The sequence below is a fragment of the Lentzea sp. NPDC051208 genome, from assembly GCF_040682435.1.
Lineage (GTDB): Bacteria > Actinomycetota > Actinomycetes > Mycobacteriales > Pseudonocardiaceae > Lentzea > Lentzea kristufekii.
Window position 1 is genome coordinate 1 of record NZ_JBFBAW010000001.1, and the last position, 12,725, is coordinate 12,725.

Sequence of the window (12,725 nt, forward strand, 5' to 3'; positions counted from 1 at the left end):
GCGGACCCGCCCCCTCCGAGTCTCCACCACCTCTTCGAATCCATACTTACTTATCGTGGCCGTTCCCCCCCCCCACCACCCCCCCCACTTCTGGTGTGTTCACCAGCTGGACACGGTCATCGGCAGGCCGTCCCGCATGCGCAACGTGAGCATCGGCTCCGGCACCGCCGCACGTCCCGGCACCCCCGTGAGCTTCAACGCCCTGGTGACGGTGGCGAGCACGAACGTCGCCTCCATCATCCCGAGGTGGTTGCCGACGCAGTACCGCGGGCCGGCGCCGAACGGGATGTAGGCGTAGGTGGGCCTGCCCGCCGCGTCCCCCATGAAGCGACCGGGGTCGAACCTCTCGGGGTCCGGCCAGAACGCAGGGTGCCGGTGCAGCGTGTACGGGCAGATCAGCACGTCCGCGCCGGCCTCCACGCGGTATCCGCCGATGACGTCGGACTCCCTGGCCTGGCGCGGCAGGATCCACACCGGCGGGTACAGCCGCATGACCTCCTGCAGCACGGCCGACGTGTAGGGCAGGACGTGCAGGTCCTCGAACACCGGCATGCGGTCCCCCAGCGCGCCGACGACCTCGTCGTGCACAGCGGCGGCCACGTGCGGATGCCGGTCGAGCAGGTGGAACGCCCAGCTCAGCGTGCTCGCCGTGGTCTCGTGACCGGCCAGCAGCAACGTCACGAGCTCGTCGCGCATCCGGCGCCGCCCGACGGCCGGGTCCGTCTCCGCGCGGGTCGACTCGACGAGCCGCGACACCACGTCGTCGCTGCCCGACCGTGCCCCGTCGGCAACCAGCCGGTCCACCACGCGCTGCAGATCAGCCCGCGCCCGCCGGAATCTGAGCTGACGTCCCAGCGGCACCCAGGTCGGCACCGCGCTGAGCGACATCATCTCGAACATCGCCTGGTCCTGGACCGCCTCGAACGACGCCCCGAGCGTGTGGAACTCACTCAGGTCCGCGTCGAGCAACACCCGGCCGAGCACCCGCAACGTCAGCTCGGTCATCTCCGCGCGGACGTCGACGGTCTGTCCGCGCGCCGAACCCAGCCGTGCGGCCAGGTCCTCCGCCTCCTGGGCGATCACCCCGGCGTACCGCGCCATCCGCTTGGCCTGGAAGACCGGCTGGATCACCTTGCGCTGCTTGCGCCACAGCTCACCGTCGCTGGTGAGCAGGCCGTCACCGAGCGCGCGCCGGGCGTGTGTCAGGCCGATGCCCTTGACGTAGTTCGCGGCGTGGTCGGCGAGCACGTGCTTCGCGTGGTCGGGATGGTTGAAGTAGTTCAACGTCTTGGGGCCCAAGGGCAACCGCACGACGTCGCCGTAGTGCGCGGACATGGACGACATGACGCTCAGCCGGTTCCTGGCCATCTTCGCGAGCACCGCGAGGGTCGCCCGCCGCGGTGGACCAGGGGCGAGTGCCGACGTCATTCGGTCACCAGGTGCGAGACCAGGGGCAGGACACCGTTGCGCGCCGATGTCTCACCGTCCGGCGACGGCGCCCCGTAGGACACGTCGACGCCGCGTTGCCGGGCCGCCCGCACGATCGCCGGCACGGCGCGTTCGGCCAGTGCCGCGATCGTCATGGCGGGGTTCACCGTCAGCGCGCCGGGCACCGCGGATCCGTCGGTCACGAAGATGCCGGGATGCCCGCGCAGCTCGTGGTTGTCGTCCAGCGCCGAGGTCGCCGGGTCGTCGCCGATGCGGCACGACGACAGCGGGTGCACGGTGTACGCGCCCACGACGTCGTTCGTCCACGGCATCACGCGGGACATGCCGTCGCGTTCGAGGATGTCGCGCACGGCCTCGTCGGACTCGGCCCAGCCGCGCAGGGTGTTCTCGGTCGGCTGGTAGCTGATCGTGCCGCGGCCGAGCATCTGCTGGGAGATGCGGTGCGCGTTGCCGGTCGGTGGCGGCGGGCCGAAGACTCCCTCGTTGTCGTCCTCGGACATCGTGAAGACGGTGAGCCACGACTTCCACCGGCGCAGGATCTCCTTCTTCTCCACGCCGAACCAGCTCGGCCCGGTGGCGTCGGGCGCCTGGGCGAGGATGGTGCCGAGGCCGGGCGGGAAGTACAGCTGTTCCAGCGAGAACCGCGAGTACTCGGGCAGCGAGCCGTCGAGCCGGTCCCAGCTCGCGACGCACGGGCCGCGGCCGATCTGGTTGGCCTGGTAGGTGACCGCCTCGTCGACGCTGATGCCCAGCACCTCGCGCACCCTGTCCTCGTTGAGGATCGCGGTGTTGAGGCGCTCGCCGTTGCCGGAGAAGTACCTGCCGGCGGCGTGGGGCATCGCGCCGAGCGTGGGCTCGGACCGTTGCAGGATCACGGGCGTGGCACCGGCGCCGGCCGCCAGGATCACGATCTTCGCGTCGATCGTGCCGCTGCCGGTGGACACGCGGTAGTCCTCGCCGTCGATCACGTTGTAGTGCACGCGATAGCCGCCACCGTCCGTGATGGACAGTTGCTGGACCTCGTGCAGCGGCCGGATCTCCGCGCCGTGGGCCAGGGCGGCGGGCAGGTAGTTCAGCAGCAGGGAGCGCTTCGCGTCGAACTTGCAGCCGGACATCATCCAGTTGCAGTTGGTGCACAGCGCGGTGTCGATGGCGGCGGGCACCGGGTTCGCGGTGTGGCCGGCGTGGGCACAGGCCGCGCCGAAGAGTCCACCGCCGTAGGTCATCGTGTCCCAGTCGGTGGTGCTGATCGGCAACGCCTCGGCGACCCGGTCGTACCACGGTTCGAGGCTCTCCCTGGTGATCGCGGCGGGCCACATCCGCCGGCCGATCGAGCCCTGGCGGTCGAACACGAAGCGCGGCGCCCGCGGCATGGCGGCGAAGTAGACGACGCTGCCGCCGCCCACGCAGTTGCCGCTCAGGACGCTCATGCCGTCACCGACGACGAAGTCGAACACGCGGGTGGAGGACGAGCCGAGCCGGAAGTCGTGGTCGAACTCGTCCGCCTGGAGCCAGGGCCCCCGCTCGAGCACGACGACCCGCGCGCCTCCGGCCGCGAGGTGGTAGGCGGTGATCGCCCCGCCGAACCCGCTGCCGATCACCACGATGTCCGTCTGCTCCACTGTGGACGCGGTCATGCCGGGCTCCCTGAAGAAGTCGTGTCCGGGTGGCGGCGCGCGAGCGGCTTGCCATAGGTGTAGTCGGGAAAGCGCCACACCCCGTCGGGGTCCGGCGGGGCGAACCCGATCGTCAGCAGGCCGGGATGACCTGCCGCGATCGCGTCGGTGGTGTGCATGTGGGCGCCGGTGTCGAAGGCCATGTTGCTGAACAGCGCGATACCGACCCAGACCTCCTTCTCCGGGTGACCGGGTGTCGTCAGCAGCTGCACCAGGGCGGTGCGGTCCGCGAACGGCAGTGCGACGAAGGCCGGCAGCGCCGGGTCGAGTTCGACGTCGTGCTCGGCCGCGTACGTGGCCGCGTGCGTGTTCAGCAGGCCCGCGAGCGGGTCCAGCAACGCGGCCATCCCGCCTTCGGGCATGCGCAGCAGCTCGATGGCGCCGGCCGCGACGGCACCGGGACCGGCGCTCGCCCCCGCGACCGCGACGTCGTCCGGCCACCTCTTCTCGCCGGGCACGATCGTGTCCGCGAACGCCTCGAACGTCATAGTCGTGACGTCGATCTGCGGAGTCTCCGTTTCGGTGGCGGTCACGTGCGCGTCCTCCTGTCCTCTTGGGTCGGGCGAACGCCCGGCGATGGTGCGAGCAATGAATTTCACCGGCCGAACAACCCGTTCGGCGGAAGACACGGAAGGCAGTCAATGCACGACCAAGGCTTTCCGCGGACTCCATTCTCGCGAGCGTCATCCGAACGGCGCATCTCCCTGATTGCGGTCTCGATGAATTGGAGATCAACTCCCTGAGTGGGATGATCCCCATTGCGCACGGAGGGCAACAAACAGCGCGACACCCCTGGGAGCGGACCCACAACTCCAAGCGGCCCATCTCACTGGACCGCCCAGAGCAACCCGCGTTGTTCCCCCGCGCCGCACGACCGTGCGTTTTGGATATAGCCAAAACGCAGAGGCGACATAAAGGACCTCAATCGCCTACCCAGAGTGAGGAAAAGAGCAGGTCGCTATGCCGGAATCGCACCTTGCCTGGCGTTTTGCCCGCTGCTAGCTTCGGTCGGGATGATTCCAACGCACTTTCCCAACAACTGGAGAATCCACCACAGTCACCACAACGGCGGAATCGGGGGACCTAATGGACAAGCTCGGTGAACAAGCAGTGGCCAGAGTAGTGGATGCCATGCAGACGAACCTCGGCGAGCGGATAACCATCGACGACATGGCCAAGGTCGCGATGTTCAGCAAGTTTCACTTCACCCGAGTGTTCCAACGGGTTACCGGGGTTTCGCCGGCGCGTTTTCTCTCGGCGTTGCGACTGCAGGAGGCCAAGCGGTTTCTCGTGGCGACCGATCTGAGGGTCACTGAGATCAGCCACCGGGTCGGTTACAACAGTCCCGGCACGTTCAGCTCGCGGTTCAAAATCAGCGTCGGGCTCTCCCCCACCGAGTACCGCCAGCTGCGTGGCCGCACGACGCGCATCCCGGTCGACAACCGCAAGAACATCGTGCTGCGCCGCACGAGTTCGGTCAGCGGGCGGATCTACTGCCCGGCCGAGTGCGAGCCCGGTCCCACGTTCGTCGGCTTGTTTCGCGACCCGATCCCGCAGGGCGCGCCGGTCAGCTGCGCGGTGCTGCCGGGGCCGGGTCACTTCGTGCTGGAGAACGTGCCGGAGGGCGCTTGGTACCTGCTCATCCACACCGTCCCTGCGGGCAGTGAGCACACGGCAGACCGCATGCCTTCCGTGGGCTCCCACGGGCCGTTGGTCGTGTCGAGCAGCACGATGGCACACGTCGTGGACGTCGTCCTACGTCCTATGTCGGCCATCGACCCGCCAGTGCTCATGGCGTTGCTCGACGTCCGCACCACCGCGCTGGAGACTCCGCGGGCGAGCTGAGCAGGACGAGAAGAAGGCGGGTCGCCAGTGGCGGCCCGCCTTCTTCTCGTCTGGCTCAGGTACTTCAGGCCGACAGACCGGAACGCTCCAGCGCGTGGAAGGCGCCGTTGAGGAACAGCAACGCGTTGCGGCCGGCCGGGCCGTCGGTCGCGAGGAGGCGGCCGAGGAAGATCGTGTGGTCGCCGCCGTCGTAGGTCCGCCACAGCGCGCACTCGAACCGGGCGAGCGCGCCGCCGATCAGCGGCGCGTCGATCCGGCTGCCCGGCACCCAGTCCACCGCGTCGAACTGGGCACGGCCCGCCGGCCGCCACCGGCTGGCGAAGTGCCGCGCGACGTCCTCCTGGTCCGCGGCGAGCACGGACACCCCGAACGCCCCCGCGGCGGTGAGGTGCCCGTGCATGGACGCGTCCCGGCCGACGCACACGAGCACCAGCGGCGGGTCGAGGGACACGGACGTGAAGGAGTTCGCGGTCATGCCGTGCGGTGACGCGCCTCCGACGGTGACCACGGTGACGCCGGTCGCGAACGTGCCGAACACACGCCGCAGCGTCTTCGGGTCTTCGAACTCGTCCATGCAGGTCTCCCCCGTCATGATCAGGCCGCCACCGGCGCGTACCGCTCGAGCGCGAGACGCAGCGAGTCCGGCACCCGCGCCGGCCTGGTCGCGTTGTTCGGGCCGCGCATGCACGCCACCCGCTGGGCTCCCCGCGCCACGAGCTTCTCCACTCCGCCCGCGCCGATCAGGACGTAGTCGAAGCCGAACTCGACCTGCGTCTGTGCCAGCTCGACCAGCGTCATCCTGACCGCGAGCTCGTCGAACGCGGTGAGCTCGGCGTAGAACTCGCAGTCCACCTTCAGCGTGAAGAGCTTCAGGTCGTCCTGGAGCTCGGTCAGCACGTCGGGGGCGTGCCGCACCAGGAACATCTCCCGGCACCGTCCCTGCCAGCGCAGGTAGTTCACGTAGTACACGTTGCCTACGAGGTTGGTCTCCTCGAAGCCGACCGTGTGCCTGATCTCGAAGTACGACTCCACGTCAGCTCCCCTCCACCATCAGCACGGCCGCCACCACGGGACTCGCGACCCCGCGCAGCGACGTCACCAGCGTCGCGATCCGCAGTCCCGGCGCCGTGAAGACCCGCCAGCCCTGCGGCCCGCCCGGTTCCGGCGTGAGCGGTGTGTCGAGAGAGAGTCCCGCCTTCTGCAGGCACTCGACGGCCGACCACACGCGCGTGGCCGCCACCGCGAACGGCTCACCGGCCTCGGCGAGCAACGCCGCCGTGCGGTGCCGGCGACCGAGAAGCCCTTGCCACACCTGGTCCTCCTGCTCGGCTACGTCCTGCAGGTCGCAGGCCGTGGCGCGATCCGCCGCGACGCAGAGGGTGACGCCGGCGGCGTGCGACGCCGACACGATCAGCCCGCCGTCCACCTCCGGCCGTCCGTCGGACCGGTAGCGGACCTCGGTCTCCCGCCCCAGCAGCCGGCTCACCGCGAGCGCGGTGCTCCTGCGCCTGGTGGCCCGGTCGGTGCCGGGTTCGCGGTCGGGCTCCACGACCACCGCGACCCGGTGGCCCAGCAGGGGCTCGACCTCCCGCTCCAGGTGGGAGCCCAGCAACGGGGCCACCCACGGACCGGCGGATCCCTTGCGCCGCACGGCACGCAGGTGCAGGCCCTCCCACCGCTCCACGACCTCGTCGCCGTCGAACACCGCGATGTCGTAGACGTAGGTGTCGCCGTCGCGGTGCCGTTCGGTGGCACGCATCCGCACCTCGCTCGCGCCGATGCCCGCGCCCACCGGGTACAGGCGGTCGATCCGTTCCGGCAGCAGCGTGCCGTCCGGGACGCAGACCTGGTTGCCGTGCATCAACGCGTCCCGCATGCCCGGGTCGGCGAGCAGCAGCTCGGCGGGCAGGTAGCCCGCGAACCCGTCCGGGTGCGCGCTCACCGCCACGTCGGCGTCGACGTCGCGGGCGCGGGCCTCGTGGAAACGCCGCAGCCGCTGGAACCTCGCGCCCTGGAACATGGTGTCGCCGTACAGCTGGGTCGCCGGGTCGAGCGCGACGGGCGGCAACCCCGCGTCCGGGACGATCTCCCCCAGAGGCGGGGTCTTCCCATACGACAGCCTGGCCACGAAGTGGTCGGTCTCGAACGCCGTCTCCGAGCTGCGGATCGCGACGTCCACCACGTCGTCGGCGGTGACCACGGCGGCGATCCGGATCGTCGTGGACCCGCGTGGCGGCACCACGATCGGCCGCAGGAACCGGATCCCGGACAGCACGGGCGTCGACTCGTGTCCGGTGACCGCCGCGGCGACCTGGGTCATCGCCTCCATCCCGTAGACGGCGGGGAACAACAGGTTGCCGTCGAGCAGGTGGTCGGCGAGGTAGAGGTCGGTGCCCGCGTTCAGCTCGACCTCGGTGACGAGCTCGACGCCGTGGTAGCGGACCAGCGGTTTGTCCACGAACCGCAGCAGTGGCAACGGGGGCAGGTCGTGGCGCACGGTGTCGACGCCTTCGGTGCGCCCGCTGACCACGACGACTTCCGGCGTCTCGGGGTCGACGAGCAGCCGCCGCAGGATCCGGACACCCTCGTCCGGCGGGATGGGCGCGACGCCGTCCCGGGAGAGCGACTCGACCACGGCCAGCCGCTCCCCCATGCCGACACCGGACCACACCGACCACTCCAGGCACAGGGCCCGGCAGGACGGGTGGCCGTCGGCGAACTCGCGGGTGAGCGCCGCCAGCCAGTCGTTGGCGGTGCCGTAGTGCGCCTCGCCGCGCAGGCCCGAGCGGCCGATGATGCTGCCGAACGTGACCAGCAGCCGCAACGACCCCGCGTCGACGGCGCCGAGCACCGCGCGCAACCCGTCGATCTTCGGTGCCATCGTGGACCGCAGCCGATCGGCGTCCACTGTGGACAATGCGGCCGGTTCGTTGCGCCCGGCGCCGTGCAGCACGGCGGTGACCGGGCCGAGCACGGCCTCCAGCTCGCCGACAGCGGCACGCATCCGTTCCGCGTCGGTCACGTCGGCCACCGCGTAGGCGACCTCGATGCCCCTGGCCCTCATGCGGTCGAGGTTCGCGGCCAGCTCGGCATCGGCGGAGGGCTCGGACCTGCCGAGCACGGCCAGCCGCACACCCCACTCCTGCGCGAGCGAGAGCGCGCACTCGGCGGTGATCCCCTTGCCGCCACCGGTGATCAGCAGCACGTCGGTGTCGGTCAGCGGCGGGATCTCGGCGGACGGCGACACCGGCAGTGCCCGCATCGTCGGCACCGTGCGCGTCATCTGCCTGTCGTAGCGGACTTCGCTGAACGCCGTCGTCGCCAGCACCTCCGGCAGCACGACGTCGGAGCTCGCGCCTGCCGGCAGGTGCACGACGGTCACCCGCACGCCCGGCGCTTCCAGCCGCAGCGTCTTCGCCATGGCCGCCGCACCCGCGTCGTGCTGCACCAGCACGAACCTGCCGTCACCGCGTGCGGCCGCGGACTTCGCGCCCCGCAAAGCCAGCTCCAGGTGCCGTTCCTCGCACACCTCGGGCAGGCAGACGAGCACACCGTCGCCCGCCGCGCCGCGTTCGAGGTCTCGCCGCAACCGTTCCGCGAACGGGTGAGAATCCTCGGCGTAGAGCTGCCATTGGCCGTTGTCCTCGTGAGCGGCGACGGGCCGCAACGGCACCGGGTCGTCCTCCACGACGAACGCCCGTGCCCACGGTCCGGCACCCGTGACGACGGCCGCCGCGGTGTCGGTCTCCCTCGCGGTCGCGTTCAGGTCGTCCAGCGCGTCGGCCAGTTCCCGCACGGTCGCGGTGGCGAAGTTCGTCGGCGCGCTGGCGGGCGGCACGCCGAGCCGCTGGGCCGCCTCGTTGACGAGCTGGCCCACGGTGATCGAGCTGAGGTGCAGGTCGTCGAGCAGCCTGCTCTCCGGGGCGACCGCTTCGCTCGGCAGTTCGGCCCGCGCGGCGGCCATCTCGCGCAGCACGTCCACCGTGGACGTCGCGGTGCCGACCACGGTCATGCCCGCGACGGCCGTGACGACCAGGTTGCCGGCGCCGACCGACAGTTCCGGCGCCTGTTCGCACGGACTCGCGAAGAACGAGAACTCCTGGCCGACTCGCAGCGGCCGCACCAGCCGGTCCGCGAACAGGGCGGCCGGGTTCAGCGCGGCTCCGGTGACGTGCGCGGCACCGACGACGCCGAGCAGCGACACCAGCGACTCGTCGTCGGTGTCCAGCGCGACGACCGGCACCTGCCCGACGTCGGCGGCCAGCGTCGTGAGCACCCGGCCGGGACCGACCTCGACGAGCAGGTCCGCGTCCTTGGCCGCGACACCGATCGCCTGCGAGAACAGCACGGGATCGGTGATCTGGGCACGCAGCAGCTCGCGGATGTCGGTGTCGGCCGCCAGCGTCTCACCGGTCACGGTGGACACGACGTGCCCGCTGATCTCCGTGAACGTCTCGGCAGCGAGCTTCGCGTGCAACGCGTCGGCCGCCGGTGCCACGAGCGGCGAGTGGAACGCGTGCGAGACCCGCAACGCGGTGCCGCGCACGCCTTCCCGGGCCGCCGCCTCCACGGCGGCGGCCACTCCCGCGTCCGTTCCCGCCACGACCGTCTGCTTCGGACCGTTGAACGCGGCGATCACCACCGGCAGCTCGCGGACGAGTTCGCTCACCTCCTCCGCCGACGCGCCGAGGCTCGCCATCGTGCCGGAGGCGCTGTGCTCGGCCATGGTCGCACCGCGCACGGAGGCCACGCGCAGCAGCGTCCGTTCGTCGATCGCCCCTGCCCAGTGCAGCGCGGTGATCTCGCCGAGGCTGTGCCCCACCGCGACGTCCGCGGTGACACCGAGACCGGCCAGCACGCGCAACCCCGCGAGCGACCCGGTGACGATCCGCGGCTGGGCGACGGACGTGGCGACCATGTCACCGGACGTCGGCAGCGCGGCCCGTTCGTAGACCTCCCGCGCGGCCGCGAACCGCCGCCGCATCGCGCCGCCGCTGGTGCCCTGACCGGATCCCTGGCCGGGGAAGAGGAACCCGACCGTCGCCGGTTCCGTGACGTGGCCGAGGAAACCGCGGCCGTCCGGCGCGAACCACGTGACGGCACCGGAGGCGGCCGCCTCCAGCACGCGGTCGAGCCCGCGCACGGCGTCCTCGGGCGACCGCGCCACCACGGCGGCGCGGTACGGCCGGTCCGCCAGCTCGGTGTGCAGCGTCGCCGCGAGGTCACCCAGTTCCGCGTAGGACACCCGTGCCGCGAACTCGGCCAGCTCGGTCAGCCTGGCCCGCAACGACTCCGCGGACTCGGCGTCGACCAGCAGCACCTCGGCGTCCTGCGCGGCGGCGGAGATCTCCAGCGCACGGGTGTCGGGTGCCCGCAACGGCGCGGACGACTCCAGCACGACGTGGGTGTTGATGCCACCGAAACCCATGGCCGTGATGCCGGCCCGCAGCGGAGCACCGGCGGGCCACGGTTCGGCGTTGCGCAGGACCCGCAGGGTCGCCGCGTCCTCGGTCAGCACGGGGTGCGGGTCGACGCAGCCGATCGTCGGCGGCAACGTCTGGTGGTGCAACGCCAGCGCGGCCTTGATCAGACCGGCCACGCCCGCCGCCGCCTTGGTGTGGCCGATCATGCCCTTGATGGTGCTGATCGCGGCAGGGGACGCCGCCGGGTCGGCGTCCGCGCGGGCCTGCGACAACGCCCGCAGCTCGGTCGCGTCACCGACCTCGGTGCCGGTGCCGTGGCCCTCGAACAGCGGCACGGTGTCGACGCCGAACCCGGCCCGTTCGTAGGCGCGGGCCAGGGCGAGCCGGTACCCGCTCACCTCCGGCCGGGTCATGCCGCCCCAGCCGTCGGAGGAGACGCCCCAGCCGGCGACGGTCGCGTAGACCCGTTGGTGCGGCTGCACGTCCTGCTCGCGCATCAGCACGACCATGCCGCAGCCCTCACCCGGCCAGAAGCCGTTGGAGCCGCGGTCGTACACCCGCATCTCCGACCGTGCGAGCGCTCCGGTCTTGGCGAACCCGACGATCTCGAACGGGTCGATCGACAGGTCGACCCCACCGGCGACGACGACGTCGAGGTCGCCGTCCACGAGCCGGCCCGCTGCCGTCGCGACGGACAGCAGCGACGACGAGCAGGCGCCGTCGACGGTGTAGCCGCCGCCGTTGAGGCCGAAATAGTTGCAGACCCGGCCTGCGATCGTGTTGGCGAGCCCGCCGGCGAGGCTGTCCTCGTCGATGGCGGGGAACGGGCTCTTGTACGTGGCCTCCAGGTCGGCGAGGAAACCTTCCAGCTCGCTGTCCGCCCAGCCGCGGGCCTTGAGCGACGCCGCGACCGTGCGGCGCACGTACGGCCACCTCAATCGCATCAGGTTGGCTCTCGCGAACTCCCCTGTGAGCGTGTTGCCGACCACGACACCGGTGCGTTCGCGAGGAAGCCCCTCACCACCGGCGAACCCCGCGTCGCTGAGCGCCCTGCCCGCCGTGTCGAGCGCGAGCCAGTGGGTCAGGTCGGTGGAGCGGTAGGTGCTGCCCGCGATCCGGTGCGCCACGCGGTCGAACTCGTAGCCCTCGATGACGGCGGCGGTGCGGGCGTAGAAGCGGTCGGGCGTCGAGGGGTCCGGGTCCCAGTAGTCCTCCAGCCGCATCCGCTCGTCCGGGAGCCGCCGGAACGCCCTGCGACCCGCCAGCGCGTTCTCCCAGAGCTCCTCCGCCGACACCGCGTCCGGATAGCGGCAGGCCACACCGACGATCGCGATCCTGGTCATGCCGGTACGACCTCCTTGCCCAGTGTCGAGGGAGGCGAGACGACCTTGCCGTTCTCCGTGGTGCTCCCGGCTTCCTTCGCCAGCGCCTGGGCTGCCTCGTGCTGCTCACGCGCCTTGTTCACGAAGTGGATGCCCCACAGGAACATGCCGCGGATCAGGCACACCAGCGCCGTCGCGAAGAACAGGCCGTAGGCGATGTGCACGCCGGTGAAGAAGCCGTACGCGAGGGCCACGCCGCCTCCGAACGCGATCTGCGAGATCGGCTTCGACGGGCTCGTGCCGGGGTCGGTGATCATGTAGTTGGTGAACAGCACGAACGCGACGCCGGTCATGGTGAGCAGGGCGCCGGGGATCGAGGTGCCGAACAGGATTCCCCTGACCACCGACTGGACCACGAAGAAGAACAACCACGACAGGATCAGCCACATCCGGCCGGTGAGCTTCGCGTTCAGCATCGTGCCGGCGGTGACGATGATCGCCGGGATCAGCCAGTCGAACAGGCCCGTGACGTTCTCGGTGAAGTGGTAGGGCGGCACGATGCTCGCCCACGGGAAGATCAGCAGGATGATCGCGATGCCGAAGTTGGAAGGGTTCATGTAGTGCCGCAACCGGCCGCGGACCGGCGCCCGCAGCACCCACTTGGCCCCGACGGCGACGACGACGCCGAAGATCATCACCCAGACCTGGTCGTTGACGTAGATGAGCATGTTCATCGCGAGACTGGTGATGTGCGCCGGGTAGAGGAACTCCACCACGCCGCGCACCCCGTTGCCGAGGAACCTGGGTGGCCGGCCGTCCGTCCTGGCCCCGACGAGTTCGAGCCCGATCTCGACGGTGTAGCCGGTCAGCAGTGCGATGAAGGGCCAGAGCCACGGTTGCTCGAACCCGAGCACGGAGTAACCGATGATGTTGAACACCGTCATCGACATCGCGAAGTTGCGCAGTGCCTTGACGACCTTCGGGTCGTGCCGGGGCACGTTCGCCGCCAC

Annotated in this window: 8 protein-coding genes; 1 reads left to right on the forward strand and 7 read right to left on the reverse strand. The window is 70.7% G+C overall.

Features of this window, described 5'->3' with window-relative positions; all coding sequences use genetic code 11:
* Positions 1-99: 99 nt before the first annotated feature.
* From AB0M48_RS00005 to AB0M48_RS00015, 3 genes are read right to left on the reverse strand one after another with little or no spacing between them, the layout of a single operon-like run.
* Positions 100-1,428 carry a cytochrome P450 gene (locus AB0M48_RS00005; protein WP_363834526.1) on the reverse strand — a complete coding sequence of 443 codons (1,329 nt, stop codon included), beginning with the start codon at positions 1,426-1,428 and terminating at the stop codon, positions 100-102.
* A complete protein-coding gene (locus AB0M48_RS00010) occupies positions 1,425-3,086 on the reverse strand; it encodes a GMC family oxidoreductase (RefSeq protein ID WP_363834528.1) in 1,662 nt (553 codons plus the stop codon). Before AB0M48_RS00010 ends, AB0M48_RS00005 begins: the two co-directional genes overlap by 4 nt.
* On the reverse strand, positions 3,083-3,613 hold the full coding sequence (locus tag AB0M48_RS00015; RefSeq protein ID WP_319984013.1) for a DUF5987 family protein: 531 nt from the start codon (positions 3,611-3,613) through the stop codon (positions 3,083-3,085). The genes AB0M48_RS00010 and AB0M48_RS00015 overlap by 4 nt, the downstream gene beginning before the upstream one ends.
* A 643-nt stretch (positions 3,614-4,256) precedes the next feature.
* Between AB0M48_RS00015 and AB0M48_RS00020 the strand changes: the two genes are divergently transcribed.
* Positions 4,257-4,970: an AraC family transcriptional regulator gene (locus tag AB0M48_RS00020; protein WP_363834530.1), complete on the forward strand. Its 714-nt coding sequence runs from the start codon at positions 4,257-4,259 to the stop codon at positions 4,968-4,970.
* A 64-nt stretch (positions 4,971-5,034) separates the two neighbouring features.
* Here the strand turns inward: AB0M48_RS00020 and AB0M48_RS00025 are convergent, their stop codons facing one another.
* Genes AB0M48_RS00025 through AB0M48_RS00040 form a run of 4 tightly spaced genes read right to left on the reverse strand, consistent with a single transcriptional unit; the run spans position 5,035 to position 12,665 of the window.
* Positions 5,035-5,544, reverse strand: coding sequence for a flavin reductase family protein (locus AB0M48_RS00025; protein ID WP_363834533.1), 510 nt, complete (start codon positions 5,542-5,544; stop codon positions 5,035-5,037).
* 20 nt (positions 5,545-5,564) lie between these two features.
* Positions 5,565-6,002 carry an acyl-CoA thioesterase gene (locus tag AB0M48_RS00030; RefSeq protein ID WP_363834536.1) on the reverse strand — a complete coding sequence of 146 codons (438 nt, stop codon included), beginning with the start codon at positions 6,000-6,002 and terminating at the stop codon, positions 5,565-5,567.
* A 1-nt stretch (position 6,003) separates the two neighbouring features.
* Positions 6,004-11,736, reverse strand: a complete 5,733-nt coding sequence (locus AB0M48_RS00035; protein WP_363834539.1) for a type I polyketide synthase — start codon at positions 11,734-11,736, stop codon at positions 6,004-6,006.
* Positions 11,733-12,665 (reverse strand): enediyne biosynthesis protein, encoded by a 933-nt coding sequence (locus tag AB0M48_RS00040; protein ID WP_363835876.1) that lies wholly within the window; start codon positions 12,663-12,665, stop codon positions 11,733-11,735. Before AB0M48_RS00040 ends, AB0M48_RS00035 begins: the two co-directional genes overlap by 4 nt.
* Positions 12,666-12,725 lie beyond the last annotated feature (60 nt).

Coding starts and splice junctions, on each gene's coding strand:
- AB0M48_RS00040 (WP_363835876.1), bottom strand. CDS start 12,665: ATGTCGATGACGGTGTTCAACATCATCGGTTACTCCGTGCTCGGGTTC.
- AB0M48_RS00020 (WP_363834530.1), top strand. CDS start 4,257: ATGCAGACGAACCTCGGCGAGCGGATAACCATCGACGACATGGCCAAG.
- AB0M48_RS00035 (WP_363834539.1), bottom strand. CDS start 11,736: ATGACCAGGATCGCGATCGTCGGTGTGGCCTGCCGCTATCCGGACGCG.
- AB0M48_RS00010 (WP_363834528.1), bottom strand. CDS start 3,086: ATGACCGCGTCCACAGTGGAGCAGACGGACATCGTGGTGATCGGCAGC.
- AB0M48_RS00025 (WP_363834533.1), bottom strand. CDS start 5,544: ATGGACGAGTTCGAAGACCCGAAGACGCTGCGGCGTGTGTTCGGCACG.
- AB0M48_RS00015 (WP_319984013.1), bottom strand. CDS start 3,613: ATGACGTTCGAGGCGTTCGCGGACACGATCGTGCCCGGCGAGAAGAGG.
- AB0M48_RS00005 (WP_363834526.1), bottom strand. CDS start 1,428: ATGACGTCGGCACTCGCCCCTGGTCCACCGCGGCGGGCGACCCTCGCG.